The organism is Arthrobacter sp. MPF02 (assembly GCF_046605375.1).
Lineage (GTDB): Bacteria > Actinomycetota > Actinomycetes > Actinomycetales > Micrococcaceae > Arthrobacter.
On sequence record NZ_CP176772.1, the window covers coordinates 2,358,464 to 2,375,300 of the forward strand.

The window sequence follows — 16,837 nt, forward strand, 5'->3', positions numbered from 1 at the left end:
GCGGGCAGGCACGCAACCGGCCAGCCGAAGCCCTTGAGCTACCCCACCTCGGCCAGCTGTCCCCGGAATGCCCTGCGGTAGGACTGCGGGCTGGTGTCGAGGACCTTGGCAAAATGGTGCCGCAGGAGGACGGGATGGCCGAACCCGGCTTCCCGGGCCACCTCGTCGATATTGAGGTCCGTTAATTCAAGGAGTTCCTGCGCGCGGAGCACACGCTGCGAGTTGAGCCACGCCGCAGGGGTGGCTCCGGTTTCGGAACGGAATTTCCGGGCGAAGGTCCTGGGTGACAGGTGCAGCCGGGCGGCCAGCTCGTTGACGGAGTGCTCACGGTCCAGGTTCTGCACCATCCAGCGCAGCAGTTCCTCCATGGGTGCCGAGCCGCAGGTGGGCATGGGCCGGTCGATGAACTGGGCCTGGCCGCCGTCGCGGTGCGGCGGGACCACCATGTCCCGGGCTATGGCAGCGGCAACGTGCGCCCCCAACTCCACCCGCACCAGGTGCAGGCAGGCGTCGATGCCGGCGGCGGTCCCGGCGGAGGAAATGATGTTGCCGTCCTGCACGTAGAGGACGTTCTCATCGACCTGGACCGCTGGATAGGCCTCGGCCAGCTCCCTTGAGTAGTGCCAGTGCGTGGTGCATCTGCGGCCGTCCAGCAGACCGGAGCGGGCAAGGGCAAAAGCCCCGGAGCAGATGGACATCAGCCATGCTCCCCTCGCATCGGCGGCACGCAGTGCCTGGACCACGGACTCCGGCAGGTCGTCGTCGTGCCCGTACGGAGCCATGATCACCAGGTCCGCGTCCTCCGTGGCCTCCAGTCCAAGGCTTATGTTCATGGACAGCCCGGATTTCAGCTTGACGTCGCCAGGATCTGGCGTGCACACGCGGAAATCAAAGGCAGGAACCCCGGTACCGCGGGTTGACCTGTCGATCCCAAAGACCTCACAGGCAGTCCCGAATTCAAAGATGGAGAAGTTGGGAACCACAATCACGGCGACTGTTTTGAGCATGCTCTATTGTGGCAGGAATTATAGCTTTTTGGTCATTTCTGCCACTGTTTGTCTGTGAGCGGCAGGAGAAGCATGGAGGCATGGAAATCTTCGCAGCCATCATCGTTATCCTGCTCCTCCTTGTTGGCGCCGCCACTATCGCAGCGCTCCTCCGCGACGGCCGGGGCCACACTCCCCGCGTTGAGTCCCATGAGGAATGGTCGGCGCTGGACCTTCCCAGCACCAGCTACACCCTCCGCCTGTTCTAGCAATTCCAGGACCGCCGCAGGCAGTCGAACCGGGGGTGCCGGCCCCGCCGCAGTAGACTGTCTGCAGCCATGACTCTTCATATCTCCTATCCCGCAGAACTGCCGGTCTCCGAGCGCCGCGAGGACCTGATGGCCGCCATTGCCGCCAACCAGGTGACTATCATCGCCGGCGAGACCGGCTCCGGGAAGACCACGCAGATTCCGAAAATGTGCCTGGAGCTCGGCCTGGGCGAGAACGGGCTGATCGGCCACACCCAGCCACGACGGCTCGCAGCACGGACCGTGGCAGAGCGCATTGCGGAAGAACTCGGTGTCGAGATCGGTCAGGAAGTCGGTTTCCAGGTCCGTTTCACCGGCGAGGTCAGCCGGGAAACCAAGGTCAAGCTGATGACGGACGGTATCCTGCTGGCAGAGATCCAGCGCGACAAGCTGCTCCGCAAGTACAACGCCATCATCATCGACGAGGCCCACGAGCGCAGCCTCAACATCGACTTCATCCTCGGCTACCTGAAGCGCATCCTGCCGCAGCGGCCGGACCTGAAGGTCATCATCACCTCAGCCACCATTGATCCGGAGCGGTTCGCCAACCACTTCGGCACGCCGGACAACCCCGCCCCGATTATCGAAGTCTCCGGCCGGACCTATCCGGTGGAAATCCGCTACCGCCCGCTGACGCAACCGCGGGAGGACGACGAAGACCCCTCGGACGACGAACTCGAGGAAGACCGGGACCCGCTGGACGCCGTCTGCGACGCCGTCGACGAACTTGCCAACGAGGCCCCAGGCGACATCCTGGTCTTCTTCTCCGGCGAGCGCGAGATCCGTGACGCAGCGGACGCACTGCAGGCCCGCATCCAAAGCAACCGAAATCTCGCCGGCACGGAAGTCCTTTCCCTGTTCGCCCGCCTTAGCCTGCAGGAACAGCACAAGGTCTTCCACCCGGGCAACAAGCGCCGGATTGTGCTGGCCACGAACGTGGCGGAAACTTCGCTCACGGTGCCCGGAATCAAGTACGTCATCGACACCGGCACGGCCCGCATCTCCCGATACTCGCACAGGACAAAGGTCCAGCGGCTGCCCATCGAACGCGTGTCCCAGGCGTCGGCGAACCAGCGGTCCGGGCGCTGCGGCCGCGTATCTGACGGCATTGCCATCCGGCTCTACTCCGAGGAAGACTTCGACTCCCGCCCCCAGTTCACGGATCCGGAAATCCTCCGCACCAACCTTGCAGCGGTCATCCTGCAGATGACCGCCATGGGCGTTGCCCGCGGTCCCAAGGACGTGGAGAACTTCCCGTTCGTCGAGCCGCCGGAAACGCGGGCCATTAACGACGGCGTCACGCTCCTGCGCGAGTTCGGCGCGCTCGCCGCCCCCAAGGCAGAAAACAGCGACGGCGACAGGCGCAACGGGAGCGGCCTCACCGCCGTCGGGCAAAAACTTGCGCAACTGCCGGTGGACCCGCGCCTGGGCCGGATGATCGTGGAGGCCGGGAAGCGCAACTGCGTGCGCGAAGTCATGATCCTCGCGGCCGCCCTCACCATTCAGGACCCCCGCGAACGCCCCACCGACAAGCAGCAGCTGGCCGCCGAGAAGCACAACAGGTTCAAGGACGAAAACTCCGACTTCACGGGCTACCTGAACCTGTGGAACTACCTGCAGGAGAAACAGCAGGAGCTGTCGTCGTCCGCGTTCCGCCGCCTGTGCCGGGCAGAATTCATCAACTACCTCCGGGTCCGGGAGTGGCAGGACCTGTTCACCCAGCTGCGCCAGCTCGCGCGGCCCCTGGGCATCACCCTGGACAACAAGCGCCTGGCAGACCCGGTGGGCAACCATGACGGGATCCACATCAGCCTGCTCTCCGGGCTGCTGAGCCATATCGGCATCCTTGACGAGCGCAAGCGCGAGTACGCCGGCGCACGGGGCAGCCGGTTCGCAATCTTCCCCGGCTCCGCCCTGTTCAAGAAATCCCCCACCTTCGTGATGGCAGCCGAACTGGTGGAGACCAGCCGGCTGTGGGCCCGGGTGGCGGCAAAGTTCGACCCCCTCTGGGCGGAGCAGGTGGCGCCGCACCTGGTGAAGCGCAACTACAGCGAACCGCACTGGTCCACCCGGCAGGGCGCGGTCATGGCCTACGAGAAGGTGACCCTTTACGGGGTGCCCATCATCGCGCAACGCCGGATCAATTACGGCAGGGTGGATCCAGTAGTGGCCCGCGAGCTCTTCATCCGGCATGCACTGGTGGAGGGTGACTGGCGGACGCACCACAAGTTTTTCCACCGCAACCGTGCGCTGCTGCAGGAAGTGGAAGAGCTCGAGGCGCGGATGCGCCGCCGCGACCTTTTGGTGGATGACGAAACCCTGTTCGAGTTCTATGACGCCCGCGTCGGCCCGGACGTTGTGTCGGAGCGCCACTTCGACAAGTGGTGGAAGGATGCCCGGAAGCAGAACCCGGACCTTCTGGACTATGACAAGTCACTGCTGCTCAGCGACGATGCCGAGGACCTGGACGAATCGGCCTACCCTAAAACCTGGCTGCACAAGGGCTTTGAGCTCCCGCTGAGCTATGAGTTCCATCCGGTTGCCCCGGGATCCCCGCCCAACCCCTCCGACGGCGTCACCGCGGAAGTCCCCGTCCTCTTCCTCAACCAGCTGGAGGACGCCCCGTTCCGCTGGCAGATCCCCGGACAGCGTGTGGAGCTGGTGACCGCGCTGATCAAGTCGCTGCCGAAGCAGATCCGGAAAAATTTCGTTCCGGCCCCGGACGTTGCGCGCCAGGCGGTGGCCGTCCTCGAGTCTGATTTTGATCCTGCCACCGACGAGCTCGAACCGTCGCTGGAGCTGGCTCTGCGCCGGACCCGCGGTGCCATCATTCCGCCCGGGTCCTGGAACTGGGATGCCGTGCCCCCGCACCTGCGCGTGAGTTTCAAGGTGGTGGACAGCAAGGGCAAGGTTTTGGACGAAGGCAAGGACCTCGCGGCCCTGCAGGAAAAGCTTGCGCCGGCCACCCGCCGCGCCATCGCCGAGTCACTGGGTGCCACGCCGTCATCGACCGGGCCCGGGAGCCGGGCAGCGAAGGGCCAGGGTCCCGGGAACCAGCGGGCCGGACGGTCCGACGACGGCGGCGCGCCGCGGGCGGGGACGTCCGCCCAGGCGCCGGAAGCCTCCGCCGCTGCCGGCTTTGTGGAGCGGGACGGCCTGACGGAGTGGAACTTCGGCACCATCGAACGCCAGGTCAGCAGCATGGTCAAGGGACACACCGTGACCGGCTATCCCGCCCTGGTGGACCAGGGCAAGTCCGTGTCGCTGCGGGTCTTCCAAAGCCAGGACGAGCAACTGCATGCCATGCGCGGCGGTGTCATCAGGATGCTGGCGCTGCGGGTTCCCTCTCCGGACCGCTATGTGCTGGAGCACCTGAGCAACACGGAGAAGCTGACGTTCAGCCAGAATCCGCACGGCTCAGTCTCCGCCCTCATCGCAGATTGTGCACTGGCAGCCATCGACAAGCTCACCCCGGCTGAACTGCCCTGGGACCGCCAGTCCTTCGACGCGCTCTACGAGGTGGTCCGGGCGGAACTGATAGATACCGTGTTCAGCGTGACGGCCGTCGTTGAACGCATCCTGTCCGCCACCCGCCGGATCGAAAAGCAGTTGAAGGGCACCACCAGCCTGGCCCTTATCAGCGCCCTCAATGACATCAGGAGCCAGCTGGAGCAGCTGGTCTATCCCGGTTTCGTTGCCCGCACGGGCTACGCCCAGCTCAGCCAGCTGCCGCGGTACCTTGCAGCCATCGAGAAGCGGCTGGAGCGGCTGCCCGGCAACGTGCAGCGTGACGCCTTCAACATGGCCGTGGTGCAGCGGTTGGAGGACGACTATGACGACGCCGTGGCGGCGCTGTTGCCCGGCAGGCGCGCCGGCCATGAGTTGTCCCAGGTTCGCTGGATGATCGAGGAACTAAGGGTGAGCCTGTTCGCCGTCGAACTGGGAACGGCCTACTCAGTCTCGGAAAAACGGATCCGCGCCGTGCTCAACAAAGCCCTGGCGCCCGCCTAGTATTACAAATTCTTGGAAAGGTACAAATGAAGATCACACTTGCCCAGGGACCGGCAGGGACTGAAATAGCAGGCCTCGGCCATGCCCAGCCGGTACGGGTCATGGACAACCATGAGCTCGAGGGCATGATGGAGACCAGCGACGAATGGATCCGGCAACGTACCGGCATCGTCACCCGGTGCATCGCCGCTGACGGTGAGACCGTGGTGGACCTTGCCGTTCCTGCTGCCCGGATGGCGCTGGCAGACTCGGACATCCCGGCCACGGACATCGACCTCGTGGTGGTGGCCACGACGACGGCCGCCGAGCGCTCCCCCAACACCGCCGGCCGTGTGGCGGACGCACTCGGGCTGGGACGAGACGGACGCGGACCGGCCATTATGGACGTCAACACGGCGTGTTCTGGCTTTGAGTACGCCCTGGGCGTAGCCGACCAGGCCATCCGCAGCGGAAGCGCCACCAACGCGATCGTGGTGGGGGCGGAAACCCTCTCAGCCGTTACTGACTGGACGGACCGCGCGACCGCGGTGCTGGCAGCGGACGGTGCGGGAGCCGCCGTCGTCCGCCCCTCCGCCACGCCGCGGATCGGACCGGTGGTGTGGGGATCAGAACCAGGCATGGCCGATGCCGTCCGGATTTCGCCGCCCTCAGGGAGGTTCTCCCAGAACGGCCGCGAAGTGCTGCGCTGGGCCCTCACCAGGGCGCCGGAGCGTGCCCGCGAAACCGTGGCGCGCGCCGGCCTTTCGCTTGACGACATCCAGGTCCTCGCAGCGCACCAGGCCAACCTGCGCATTATTGAACCGCTGGCGGATGCCCTGGGCATGTCTGACCGGATTGTCGTTACTGACGTCATCGAATCCGGCAACACCTCGGCGGCCAGCGTGCCCCTGGGACTGAGCAAGTGGTGGCACAGCGGCAGGATCCCGGCGGACGTCCCTGCCCTGCTTTTCGGGTTCGGCGGCGGCTTCACCTACGCGGGCATGGTGGCGATGACACCAAGCCGGCGCTTCCTATGATGCGGGGACGAAGTCTCCCCAGCCCGCGTCCCGCAGGCCCTGCCGGAGCTTCTCGGCGTTAGCGTCGAGGACTTTTGGATCAGGGTTCTGGTCCGCCGAGGCGAAGTTGTAGTCCGCCATGCTCCTGGAGGGCCAGACGTGGACGTGCAGGTGGTTGATTTCGTAGCCCGCCACGATCAGGCCGGCCCGCGGCGCGTCGTAGATGTCCACCTGGACCGCACCGATCCGGCGGGCCACCTCCATCACCCTGGCCAGGGTCTCCGGCGAGGCGTCGGTCCAGCGGTCCACTTCCTCGGTGGGCACCACGAGGGTGTGGCCGTCCGCGAGGGGGCCGGTGGTGAGGAAGGCGGACACGTCGTCCTGACGCCAGACAAAACGGCCGGGGATTTCCCCGTTGAGGATCCTGGTAAAAAGCGTGGTCATGCGTCTGCCTCCTTGGCGGGTGCCTGCAAAGTGCTGGTATCCAGCACGAACCGGTATTTCACGTCCCCTGCCACCATCCGGTCGTAGGCCTCGTTCAGCTGGCCGGCGCCAACCAACTCGATATCGGCCACAACACCATATTCGGCGCAGAAGTCCAGCATCTCCTGGGTTTCGGCAATTCCGCCGATGAGGGACCCCGCGTAGGCCAACCGGCGGCGGATGAGCGACCGGGGGTTGACCGGAGGCATGTCCTCCGAGGGCAGCCCCAACTGGAACAGCGCACCGTCCACCCGAAGGGTGCGGAACAGCGGGTTCAGGTCATGCGGGGCAGCAACTGTATCGATGATGACGTCAATGGTGCGGTTCGCCGCTGCCATCGCGTCCTCGTCCCGGGACAGCACCACTTCGTCGGCTCCGAGCTCCAGCGCGGCGGGCACCTTGGATTCGGAGGTCGTAAACACGACCACCTTGGCTCCCATGGCTTTGGCCAGCTTCACGGCCATGTGCCCGAGCCCGCCCAGGCCCACGACACCGACTACGTCGCCTTCTTCGACGTCGAAGTGCCGCAGCGGGGAGAACGTGGTGACGCCGGCGCACAGCAGGGGTGCGACGGCGGCCGGGTCAAGGGAGTCCGGGACCCGCACCACGTAGCGGTGGTCCACCACGACGGACGAGGAATAGCCGCCTTGGGTAATGGCGTCGCCGTTGCGGCGGTCCTTGGATCCGTACGTGCCGGTCATCCCGTTTTCGCAATACTGCTCCAGGCCGTCCAGGCAGCTTTCGCATTCGCGGCAGGAATCCACGATGCAGCCGACGCCTACCCGGTCGCCGACGGCAAAGGCTGTGACGCCGGAACCGGCCCTGCTGACGGTGCCCACGATCTCGTGACCCGGCACCAGCGGGTACGCCTGGCCGCCCCACTCGCCCCGGGCGGCATGCACATCCGAGTGGCAGAGCCCGCAGAACTCGATGGCGATTTCGACGTCGTCCGGTTTCGGTTCCCGCCTGGCCACGGTCAGCGGCACCAGGCCGCTGTCGGCAGAGACGGCACCGTAGGCTGCCGCAAGGGTGCCGGCATCGGAAACGGGAAGAATCGGGCCGGGGAGGGGCGGCGGCAGGGGACGTCCAGGGGTCATAGTGCGACGCTACCCTTGCCCCCGGCATAGTTTCCACCCGAGGGATGTGCCCCACCGGGTTCCGCGCCGGTTGCCACGGGCAGGTCCGGGTTGTTGGACCACTGCGAGAACGAGCCCGGGTACAGGGCTGCCCGGAACCCGGCAGCTTCCAGAGCCGCCACCTCATGGGCAGCCGTTACCCCTGACCCGCAGTACACGGCCACCGGAACGCCGTCACTGACTCCGAGCGCCTCAAACCTGCGCCGCAGCTCTTCCGGCGGCAGGAAGCGGCCAGCGCTGTCCACGTTGTCCGACGTCGGCGCGCTCACCGCGCCCGGGATGCGGCCCGCGCGCGGGTCGACGGGCTCCACGTCGCCGCGGTAACGCTCTCCCGCGCGGGCGTCCAGCAGCAGGCCGGTCTCCGGCCAGGCGGCGGCAGCACCGGCGTCGAGCACCGGCATCTTCCCCTCTCCCAAGGTGACATTCCCCGGCCTGGCCGTGACCGCGCCCGCTTCCACCGGCAGGCCGGCGGCACGCCAGGCGCCCAGGCCGCCATCGAGCAGGTGAACCTCTGCAAGCCCGGCGTTGCGCAACATCCACCACACCCTGGCCGCAGCCATGCTGCCTGTGTCGTCGTACGCCACCACCGCATCGCCGTCGCTGATGCCCCAGCGCCTGGCGGCTGCCTGCAGCCCGCCCGGCTCCGGCAGCGGATGCCGTCCCCTTTCGGGCGACGCCGGCGCGGCGAGCTCGGTGTCGAGGTCCACGAAGACTGCTCCCGGAAGGTGGCCCTCGAGGTAATGCCCGTGCCCGTCGGGATCGCCCAGCGCCCAACGGACATCCAGCAGCACAATCCGCTGCTGCCCGGCAAGGCGGGTGCGCAGGGTGGTCACGTCCATCAGGGGGTTCATCCGGCTCCTTCGCTCGTCAAAAGTCCAGCGGGTTCCACTCTAGGCCGGTCGCCGTCCCGCCGCCGGTAGGCTGGTTCGGTGATAATCGACGGCAGCGGCGGAAGTGTTGACTGGGCAGGCCGCGCCTGGCCGGACCGGGAGTGGGCGGACCAGGCAATCCGCAAAATCAGGGCGGAGAACAACCGCTCGGCGGACACCCACCTTTACTCCGTCCCGCTGCCGGAACACTGGGGCGTCCAGCTGTACCTCAAGGACGAATCGACACACCGTTCCGGCAGCCTCAAGCACCGGCTGGCCAGATCGCTGTTCCTGTTCGGTCTCGTCAACGGCTGGATCCGCGCCGATACCACCATCGTGGAGGCCTCCAGCGGCAGCACGGCGGTCTCCGAAGCCTACTTCGCACAGCTGCTGGGCCTTCCATTCATCGCCGTCATGGCACGGACAACCAGCCGGGAGAAAATTGCGCTGATCGAACAGTTCGGCGGCTCCTGCCTGCTGGTGGACCACGCTTCGGATGTCTATGCGACGGCCGAGGAAGTGGCTGCCACAAGCAACGGACACTACATGGACCAGTTCACCTATGCCGAACGGGCCACTGACTGGCGTGGCAACAACAACATCGCCGAATCGATCTTCGGCCAGCTGGAGCTGGAGGACCACCCTGTCCCGGAATGGATTGTGGTGGGGGCCGGGACGGGCGGCACCAGCGCCACGATCGGCCGGTATCTGCGTTACCACAGCCACCCTACGCGGCTGCTGGTGGTGGACCCGGAAAACTCGGCCTTCTACCCGGGCTGGCTGGGCACCGAAAGCGCACCTGCGGGGCTGCCTTCCCGGATCGAGGGCATCGGCCGGCCGCGGATGGAACCAAGCTTTGTGCCGTCCGTCATCGACCGCATGGTCCAGGTCCCCGATGCCGCATCGGTGGCCGCCATGCGGCACCTGCAGGACCTTGCAGGCCTGCACGCCGGCCCTTCCACCGGCACCAACCTGTGGGGTGTCTGGCAGCTGGTTGCCGGCATGCTCGCGGAGGGGCGCCGCGGCAGCGTGGTCACCCTGATGTGCGACGGCGGCGAACGCTATGCGGGCAATTACTACAACGAAGCCTGGCTGGCTTCCCAAAGCCTGGACCCCCGGCCCTACCAGGGAGTGATCACGGAGTTTTTCGATACCGGGACCTGGGACCCGGACGCGGCTTAGACTTCCACCGACTCCCCGGGACGGACATGCACGTACTCCGTCCCGTACTTCGCACCGATCCGCTTGACGTGGCCCTCTACGATCTTGAGCCCGTTGTCATTGAGTAGTCCGTCATGGATCTGGAAGGCCCGCGGCGCCCGGACGCCGATGACGAAATCCAGCACTTCCGCCGACTTGCTCCAGGGCGCGTGGAGCGGAACCAGCAGGGTCTTGACGCTGATGCCATCGGGAATGATGAACGAATCACCGGGGTGGTAGACGTTTTCGTCGATCAGGTAGCCGATGTTCGCCACCACGGGGATTTGCGGATGGATCAGGGCGTGCTGGCCGCCGAAGCTTCGGACCGCGAACCCCGCCACTTCGAGGGTGGTTCCCGGCGCCACGGCGTTGATCCGGGCAACGGCCTCCGGCGCCTCCGTCCGCAACTGGTCGGCGACTCCGGCAGGGGCAAACACCGCAAAATCCGGAGCGGCGCGGAGGGCACCCGCCACGGCTTCAACGTCGATATGGTCGGCGTGTTCGTGGGTGATCAGCGCCGCCTCCGCACCGGCGAGCGCTTCCGCTGTTTCCGAAAGGTTCCCCGGGTCCAGCACCAGGACCCGGCCGTCCTTCTGCAGCCGCACGCAGGAGTGGGAGTATTTCGTCAGCTTCATAGCGCCAGCCTAGGGTCCGGCCCGGAACAGTGTCCACGAAGCACGGGCTGGTAACCTGTATCTTTGCCACAATCCCACGGAAGCGAGGTCGCCCATGCCGCTCGGCGCCAAGGCTGACACCACCCCGCCATCCCGGGCCGGCGGTAAGGAACAACGCGTCACCAAGCAGCGCCGCGCCGTCAGCGCTGCCCTGGATGAGCTTGATGACTTTGTCAGCACACAGGAGTTGTACCGGATCCTGCAGAACCAGGGCGTGTCGGTTTCGCTCGCCACCGCCTACCGCATCCTCCAGTCGCTGGCCGACGAGGGCCTGGTGGATGTGCTGCGCAACGGTGAAGGCGAGGCAGTCTACCGGCGCTGCGCCGTCACCGGCCACCACCACCACCTGCTCTGCAGGAACTGCGGCAAAGCCGTGGAAGTGGAGGCGCCCGCCGTCGAAACCTGGGCAGCCCGCACAGCTTCCGAATACGGCTTTACCGAGGTGGCCCACACCGTGGAGATCTTTGGCCTCTGCCCCGACTGCACGGCGCTCAAGGCTGCCGGGAAGCTGTAGCGCCCGGCTAGTGCGGCTGCAGGACCCGTCCGTTGATACCCCTGCCCGCCCGTACGGAGCCGATCACCCGGCACACCACGTAGATCAGGAAGGACAGGGTGGTGACGTAGGGGCTGATCGGGATGCGTCCGCCCAGGGCCAGCAGGATCCCGCCCACCGTTGCGGTAACGGCAAATACGACGCTTAGGACAACCACCGCCACCGGGGACGACGTCACCCGCAATGCCGCTGCCGCCGGCGTAATCAGCAGGGCAAGCACCAGCAGGGCGCCCACCACCTGGATCGAGAGCGCAACACTGATGCCCAGCAGCACCATAAAGGCGATGCCCAGCCGGCGCACCGGTACACCGCGGGCCTCTGCAAGTTCCGGGTCCACGCTGGCGAAGTTCAGCGGCCGCCAGATAACCACCAGGGCCGCCATCACCACCAGGGCGGTACCCGCGAGGGCCTGCAGCTGAACGGTATCCACGGAAACGATCTGCCCGGTGAGCAGGCCAAACTTGTTGGCGGCGCGGCCCTCGTACAGGGACAGGAACAGGATGCCCAGCCCGAGGCCGAATGGCATGATGACGCCAATAATGGAGTTCTTGTCCCTGGCCTTGACGCCCATCAGGCCCAGGAGCAAAGCCGCCGCCACGGATCCCACCAGCGACCCCATCACGATGTCCGCGCCGATCAGCAGCGCGAAGGCTGCGCCGGCAAAGGAGAGTTCGGAGATTCCGTGCACTGCGAAAGCCAGGTCCCGCTTCATGACGAACGTGCCCACCAGGCCGCCCAGCAGGCCGAGGACGGCGCCGGCCCAGACGGAATTCTGTACCAGGACCAGTAGCTCGCCGTAATTTTCGAAGTTGAAGATCGCCCCGAGGATGCTGTCCGCGTCCATCAGGCGGCCTCCCCTGCCAGATCGTGCTGTTCAGCGTGATGGTGGGTGGTCGCGTCCGGAAGCCCCACCACAACGATCCGCCCGTTGGCATGGATGACTTCCACATGGCTGCCGTAAAGGTCGGAGAGGACTTCCGTGGTCATAACTTCTTCCGGTGTCCCCACCTTGAACCTGCCGCCGGCCAGGTAAAGAACCCGGTCCACGTAGTCGATGATGGGATTGATTTCATGCGTCACGAACACCACTGCGCTGTTCTGTTCGCGGCACTGCCTGTTGATTAGCGCGCTGACCGCCTGCTGATGGTGCAGGTCCAAAGACAGCAGCGGTTCATCGCAGAGGAAAACCTGCGGGTCGGTGGCAAGCGCCTGGGCAACCCGGAGCCGCTGCTGCTCGCCGCCGGACAACTGCCCTACGGGGACCTTCGCGTAGTCCGTGGCGCCCACCAGCTCGAGGAGTTCGTCAATCCTGCGGTTCGCCCTGGCAGAGGACAACCGCAGTCCCCACCGGTGGCCGTCCACGCCAAGTCCCACCAGGTCGCGGGCGCGCATCGGGGTGTCCGGGGCGAACGATTTCTGTTGCGGGATGTAGCCGATCAGGCTGCTGCCCCGCTCGACCGGCCGGCCACCAAGCTCGGCACTCCCCCGGTGCAGTTCCTGCAGCCCCAGCAGGACCTTGAGGAAGCTGGTCTTGCCACTGCCGTTTGGACCAAGCACAGCGAAAAATTCGCCCGGCTTGATGTCCAGGTCCAGGTTGTCCCAAAGCGTCCGCTTGCCGAACTTCAGGGACGCCCCGGTGAGGTTGACGACGGGTTTCAACTATTTGTTCTCCAGAACCTTGCTGATCTTGTCCACATTCTCCGTCATCCACTGCATGTACGTCTTGCCCTCGGGCAGCGTCTCGTTGAAATCCACCACGGGAACTCCCGCCGTTTCAGCTGCCTTCTTCAGCGCCTCGGTCTGGGGACCCTCAGTCTGCTGGTTGTAGGCCAGCAGGCGGACCGATCCGGACGCAACGAGGTCCGTGGCGGCCTTGAGCACAGCCGGCGGCACGTCGGAGCCTTCCTCGATCGCAGCAGTGTAGTCCCCCGGTGTGGCGTTAACCAGGCCTGCATCTTCCAGCAGGTAGAGCGGGACCGGCTCCGTCACAGCCACCGGGGCCCCGGCAGCAGTCCCCTTCAGCGCGTCGAGCTGTCCGTGCAGTCCCTCAAGTGCGGCCGTGAAGTCTGCCGCGTTGGCCTCGAACGTCTGTGCGGAGGCGGGGTCCAGCTCTCCCAGCCTGGCCGCAATATTTTCGGCGAGCCGTTCCATGGCGTGCAGGCTGTACCAGACGTGCTCGTTGAATTCGCCGTGGTCGTGGGCGTGTGCGTCCTCGGATTCGGCGGCGGTGGCTTCGGTGGAGGCCGCTTCCCCCTCCGGGTGGGCCAACCCGGACAGCTCAACGGCGTTCAGGACCCTGCCGCCGTCGAGGTTGCTGCCCCCCGCGAGGGTATGCAGGAAGTCGTCGTAGCCGCCCCCGTTTTCGATCAGCAGGTCGGCCTTGGACACAGCAAGCCGGTCCTGGGCGGTTGCTTCGTAGGAGTGCGGGTCCTGGCTGGTCTTGGTGATGATGGCGGTGACGGTGACCTTGTCCCCGCCGATGGTCTTGGCGATGTCGCCATAGACGTTCGTGGAAGCTACGACGTTGATGCCGTCGGCAGCAGGCGTCGACTCCTCTTGGGGGCTGCAGGCGCTGAGCAGAAGGCCAAGCCCGGCGAGGGCGGCCACGGACGAACGGACAACGGCGGGACGGCGCACGAAGGAACCTCAGTTCACTGGGGAGGAAAAGCGACCCTCCGAGTTTATTAGCAAATAGGAATCATTCCTATTTAGTCTTGCCTAATGAGCGGTTCTCCTGCCGGTACGGGCAGGAGAACCGCTTCACGCGCCGTTCGAATGCCCAAGCCGGCGGATGCCGGTGGCCTGGGTGGCGTCCCGGATCTCGCCCACGAGCTGCTCGATGACATCCTCGAGGAAAAGCACGCCCCGGGTGTTGCCGTCGGGGCCGATGACCCTTGCCAGGTGCGAGCCCGACCGCTGCATGACGGACATCGCCTTTTCAATTTCGTCATCCAGCGCAAGGTTTGCCAGCGACCGGATACGGCTCTCGGCGATGGGCCGCTCATAGGCCTGTTCCGGAATGGACAGGACGTCCTTGACGTGGAGGTAGCCGTAGAGCATGTCCTCGTCATCCAGCATCGGAAAGCGGGAAAAACCGGTGCGGCTCACGGCTTTTTCGAACTCCACGGGGGTTGTTGCCGCTTTCAGCATCACAAGGTTGTCCAGCGGAACCATGATGTCCCCGGCGGTGTGCTCGGAGAATTCCAGTGCGCCGGTGATCAGGCCGGCGTCGTCGTCCACCAGGCCATGGCGCGTGGACTCCTGGACGATGGACTGGACTTCCTCCAGCGTGAACGAAGAGTTCACCTCATCCTTCGGCTCAATCCGCAACAGCTTGAGGATATGGTTCGCGGACCAGTTCAGGACGGAGATCACCGGATGGACTATGCGGGAGACGAATACCAGCGGCGGCGCCAGCAGCAGCGCGGCCTTGTCCGCCACTGACACCGAGATGTTCTTGGGAACCATCTCGCCGAAGGTCACGTGAAGGAACGTCACCAGCATCAGCGCGACGGCGAATGCCGCCACATCGGCAATTTCCATCGGCAGGCCCACAGACTTCAGCGGAACCGCCAGCAGGTGGTGGATTGCCGGCTCCGCCACGAGCAGGATCAGCAGGGAACACACCGTGATGCCGAGCTGGGCGCACGCCAGCATCAGCGACACGTTTTCCATGGCCTTCAGCGTGGTCTGCGCCCGCTTGGAGCCCGCCTCCGCAAGGGGCTCGATCTGGCTGCGCCGGGCAGACATCACGGCAAATTCGGCGCCGACGAAGAACGCATTGCCCAGCAGGAGGACGCCAAGCCACAGGATTCCGGCCAAGTCGCTCATTGTTCGATCCTGTCGCCGGGTGCAATGGCTTCGTTTGCTGTTCCGGCCTCTGCTTCCGGCCGCGCCGGCCGGAAACAGATTCGGTCGATGCGCCGGCCGTCCATTCGGGTGACGCTCAGGGTTCCGCCGCCTACCGGGACGGTGTCGCCAACAGCGCCGATCCGGCCGAGCTTACTCATCACATATCCGCCTACCGTCTCGTAGGCTGCCTCGTCCGGGACGCTCAGCCCGGGTATCTGTTCGGAAAGTTCATCCGGACGGAGCAGCCCGGGGAAATACCAATCCCCGGAGGCGCTTTGCAGGAGGCCGGGCCGCACCCTGTCATGTTCGTCCGCGACCTCGCCCACGATCTCCTCCACCAGGTCTTCCAGGGTGGCGATCCCGGCGGTGCCGCCGTATTCGTCAAGCACGACGGCGAGCTGCAGGTTCCCATCGCGGAGTTCAGCCAGCAGGGCATCCAGGTGGATGGTTTCCGGGACGCGGAGCACCTCCGTCATGATGGCGCCGGCCTCCAGGTTCTGGCGGCGCTCCCACGGCACCGCCACTGCTTTCTTCACATGGACCAGGCCGCGGATGTCGTCCGCCGAGTCGCCAATGACGGGGAACCGTGAGTAGCCGGTTCGGCGCGCCGCGGCAACGACCTCAGCAACCGACTGGTCCGCGTCGATGGTTTCCACACGGATTCGCGGCGTCATCACGTCCGCCGCCGTCCTGCCGGAAAAGTTCAGGGTGCGGGCGATGAAGTTGGCAGTGCCGGGGTCCAGCGTTCCCATGGCCGCAGACCGGCGGACCAGCGAAGCGAGTTCTGCCGGTGTCCGGGCACCCGAAATCTCTTCCTTGGCTTCCAACCCGAAGACGTGCAGCACCTTGTTGGAGAAGCCGTTGAGCAGCACAATGGCCGGTTTGCAGACGGCCGTGAAGATCAGCTGGGGCCGGGCCAGTGCCCTGCCCACCGGGAAGGCCAGTGCAATGGCCATGTTCTTGGGCACCAGTTCACCCAGCAGCATCGAGAGCAGCGTGGCAAGCACCATAGCCAGGACCAGCGAGATGGAGGCGATGGCAACGCCGGGAAGTCCGACGGCGGCCAGCGGGGCTTCCAGGAGCTGGGCCACCGAGGGCTCCATCACGTAACCCGTGAGGAGCGTGGTCAGGGTGATGCCCAGCTGGCAGCTTGAGAGCTGGGTCGAGAGGGATTTAAGGCACGTCAGCAGCGGGATGGCGCCCGTGTCGCCGCCGTCAACAGCACGCTGGACCATTGGCTGGTCCAGGGCAATAAGGGAAAATTCGACGGCAACGAAGAAACCCGTCCCGGCGATGAGCAGCAGGCCCGCTGCAAGGAAAAGCCACTCCATTCAGCATCCCGCCCGATTAGTACGGCGGAGGCAGTGCGGCAAGCCGGGGTATCGGTCCGGCGGAGGATGGTCGGCGGAAACCGACGTTCTTTCACTGCTGGCCGCTGCCGGACGGACCGCAGGCTGGTGATGGGCGCGTGTTCGGGGTTTGCCGGCTCTGCGGGTGGACTGTGCGGCGCTGCTCTTTGCGCTCCGCTGACAGCCCCCAGGCCGGCACCTAGATTTACTGTCCATAAGGATTTCAGTCTACAGGAGCCGGTGCCCGCGCCCCGGCTGTTCACGGCGCCCCGAAACGCCCTGTTTTCCTGTCCCGGGACCCCCCGGTTCCAGACGCTGCAAACCGCCATATTTCGGGGTTTCCACGTTACTTCATGATTTGGGTCACCCTTATTGGCAGTTGGCACAACATGGTTACTAGACTTGCAAAGGTCTGGGTTCA

At 65.6% G+C, this 16,837-nt stretch carries 15 protein-coding genes; 5 read left to right on the forward strand and 10 right to left on the reverse strand.

What is annotated here, in order from left to right; genetic code table 11:
* Nucleotides 1-38: 38 nt before the first annotated feature.
* Nucleotides 39-1,007 carry a GlxA family transcriptional regulator gene (locus ACLH0K_RS11110; RefSeq protein ID WP_411373660.1) on the reverse strand — a complete coding sequence of 323 codons (969 nt, stop codon included), beginning with the start codon at nt 1,005-1,007 and terminating at the stop codon, nt 39-41.
* 80 nt (nt 1,008-1,087) lie between these two features.
* On the opposite strand from ACLH0K_RS11110, the gene ACLH0K_RS11115 reads away from it, so the two are divergent.
* The 3 genes from ACLH0K_RS11115 to ACLH0K_RS11125 all read left to right on the forward strand — a co-directional run bounded on the left by ACLH0K_RS11115 (nt 1,088) and on the right by ACLH0K_RS11125 (nt 6,321).
* Nucleotides 1,088-1,255 carry a hypothetical protein gene (locus ACLH0K_RS11115; RefSeq protein WP_411373661.1) on the forward strand — a complete coding sequence of 56 codons (168 nt, stop codon included), beginning with the start codon at nt 1,088-1,090 and terminating at the stop codon, nt 1,253-1,255.
* 69 nt (nt 1,256-1,324) lie between these two features.
* Nucleotides 1,325-5,305 carry an ATP-dependent RNA helicase HrpA gene (hrpA, locus tag ACLH0K_RS11120; RefSeq protein ID WP_411373662.1) on the forward strand — a complete coding sequence of 1,327 codons (3,981 nt, stop codon included), beginning with the start codon at nt 1,325-1,327 and terminating at the stop codon, nt 5,303-5,305.
* A gap of 26 nt (nt 5,306-5,331) precedes the next feature.
* Nucleotides 5,332-6,321, forward strand: a complete 990-nt coding sequence (locus ACLH0K_RS11125) for a beta-ketoacyl-ACP synthase 3 (protein WP_411373663.1) — start codon at nt 5,332-5,334, stop codon at nt 6,319-6,321.
* Here the strand turns inward: ACLH0K_RS11125 and ACLH0K_RS11130 are convergent.
* The 3 genes from ACLH0K_RS11130 to ACLH0K_RS11140 are packed head-to-tail and all read right to left on the reverse strand — an operon-like array spanning nt 6,316 to nt 8,770.
* Nucleotides 6,316-6,744, reverse strand: coding sequence for an HIT family protein (locus tag ACLH0K_RS11130; protein ID WP_411373664.1), 429 nt, complete (start codon nt 6,742-6,744; stop codon nt 6,316-6,318). The genes ACLH0K_RS11125 and ACLH0K_RS11130 overlap by 6 nt on opposite strands.
* On the reverse strand, nt 6,741-7,880 hold the full coding sequence (locus ACLH0K_RS11135) for an NAD(P)-dependent alcohol dehydrogenase (RefSeq protein WP_411373665.1): 1,140 nt from the start codon (nt 7,878-7,880) through the stop codon (nt 6,741-6,743). Before ACLH0K_RS11135 ends, ACLH0K_RS11130 begins: the two co-directional genes overlap by 4 nt.
* The gene (locus ACLH0K_RS11140) at nt 7,877-8,770 is read right to left on the reverse strand and encodes a sulfurtransferase (RefSeq protein ID WP_411373666.1); all 894 of its coding nucleotides are present in this window, start codon (nt 8,768-8,770) and stop codon (nt 7,877-7,879) included. Before ACLH0K_RS11140 ends, ACLH0K_RS11135 begins: the two co-directional genes overlap by 4 nt.
* A gap of 78 nt (nt 8,771-8,848) precedes the next feature.
* Here ACLH0K_RS11140 and ACLH0K_RS11145 point away from each other — a divergent pair, with 78 nt between their 5' ends.
* Nucleotides 8,849-9,970, forward strand: coding sequence for a PLP-dependent cysteine synthase family protein (locus tag ACLH0K_RS11145; protein WP_411373667.1), 1,122 nt, complete (start codon nt 8,849-8,851; stop codon nt 9,968-9,970).
* On the opposite strand, the gene ACLH0K_RS11150 is transcribed toward ACLH0K_RS11145, so the two are convergent.
* Nucleotides 9,967-10,623, reverse strand: coding sequence for an MBL fold metallo-hydrolase (locus tag ACLH0K_RS11150; protein WP_411373668.1), 657 nt, complete (start codon nt 10,621-10,623; stop codon nt 9,967-9,969). The two genes, ACLH0K_RS11145 and ACLH0K_RS11150, sit on opposite strands and share 4 nt — an antisense overlap.
* A gap of 94 nt (nt 10,624-10,717) precedes the next feature.
* Between ACLH0K_RS11150 and ACLH0K_RS11155 the strand changes: the two genes are divergently transcribed.
* The gene (locus ACLH0K_RS11155) at nt 10,718-11,176 is read left to right on the forward strand and encodes a Fur family transcriptional regulator (protein ID WP_411373669.1); all 459 of its coding nucleotides are present in this window, start codon (nt 10,718-10,720) and stop codon (nt 11,174-11,176) included.
* Nucleotides 11,177-11,183: 7 nt separating this feature from the next.
* On the opposite strand, the gene ACLH0K_RS11160 is transcribed toward ACLH0K_RS11155, so the two are convergent.
* The 5 genes from ACLH0K_RS11160 to ACLH0K_RS11180 all read right to left on the reverse strand — a co-directional run bounded on the left by ACLH0K_RS11160 (nt 11,184) and on the right by ACLH0K_RS11180 (nt 16,398).
* On the reverse strand, nt 11,184-12,059 hold the full coding sequence (locus ACLH0K_RS11160; RefSeq protein ID WP_411373670.1) for a metal ABC transporter permease: 876 nt from the start codon (nt 12,057-12,059) through the stop codon (nt 11,184-11,186).
* A complete protein-coding gene (locus tag ACLH0K_RS11165) occupies nt 12,059-12,874 on the reverse strand; it encodes a metal ABC transporter ATP-binding protein (RefSeq protein WP_411373671.1) in 816 nt (271 codons plus the stop codon). Before ACLH0K_RS11165 ends, ACLH0K_RS11160 begins: the two co-directional genes overlap by 1 nt.
* Nucleotides 12,875-13,852 carry a metal ABC transporter solute-binding protein, Zn/Mn family gene (locus ACLH0K_RS11170; protein WP_411373672.1) on the reverse strand — a complete coding sequence of 326 codons (978 nt, stop codon included), beginning with the start codon at nt 13,850-13,852 and terminating at the stop codon, nt 12,875-12,877.
* 123 nt (nt 13,853-13,975) lie between these two features.
* Nucleotides 13,976-15,046, reverse strand: coding sequence for a hemolysin family protein (locus ACLH0K_RS11175; RefSeq protein ID WP_411373673.1), 1,071 nt, complete (start codon nt 15,044-15,046; stop codon nt 13,976-13,978).
* On the reverse strand, nt 15,043-16,398 hold the full coding sequence (locus ACLH0K_RS11180) for a hemolysin family protein (protein ID WP_411373674.1): 1,356 nt from the start codon (nt 16,396-16,398) through the stop codon (nt 15,043-15,045). Before ACLH0K_RS11180 ends, ACLH0K_RS11175 begins: the two co-directional genes overlap by 4 nt.
* Nucleotides 16,399-16,837: the final 439 nt, after the last annotated feature.

Coding starts and splice junctions, on each gene's coding strand:
- ACLH0K_RS11150 (WP_411373668.1), bottom strand. CDS start 10,623: ATGAAGCTGACGAAATACTCCCACTCCTGCGTGCGGCTGCAGAAGGAC.
- ACLH0K_RS11140 (WP_411373666.1), bottom strand. CDS start 8,770: ATGAACCCCCTGATGGACGTGACCACCCTGCGCACCCGCCTTGCCGGG.
- ACLH0K_RS11125 (WP_411373663.1), top strand. CDS start 5,332: ATGAAGATCACACTTGCCCAGGGACCGGCAGGGACTGAAATAGCAGGC.
- ACLH0K_RS11135 (WP_411373665.1), bottom strand. CDS start 7,880: ATGACCCCTGGACGTCCCCTGCCGCCGCCCCTCCCCGGCCCGATTCTT.
- ACLH0K_RS11180 (WP_411373674.1), bottom strand. CDS start 16,398: ATGGAGTGGCTTTTCCTTGCAGCGGGCCTGCTGCTCATCGCCGGGACG.
- ACLH0K_RS11155 (WP_411373669.1), top strand. CDS start 10,718: ATGCCGCTCGGCGCCAAGGCTGACACCACCCCGCCATCCCGGGCCGGC.
- ACLH0K_RS11110 (WP_411373660.1), bottom strand. CDS start 1,007: ATGCTCAAAACAGTCGCCGTGATTGTGGTTCCCAACTTCTCCATCTTT.
- ACLH0K_RS11160 (WP_411373670.1), bottom strand. CDS start 12,059: ATGGACGCGGACAGCATCCTCGGGGCGATCTTCAACTTCGAAAATTAC.
- ACLH0K_RS11130 (WP_411373664.1), bottom strand. CDS start 6,744: ATGACCACGCTTTTTACCAGGATCCTCAACGGGGAAATCCCCGGCCGT.
- ACLH0K_RS11115 (WP_411373661.1), top strand. CDS start 1,088: ATGGAAATCTTCGCAGCCATCATCGTTATCCTGCTCCTCCTTGTTGGC.
- hrpA (WP_411373662.1), top strand. CDS start 1,325: ATGACTCTTCATATCTCCTATCCCGCAGAACTGCCGGTCTCCGAGCGC.
- ACLH0K_RS11175 (WP_411373673.1), bottom strand. CDS start 15,046: ATGAGCGACTTGGCCGGAATCCTGTGGCTTGGCGTCCTCCTGCTGGGC.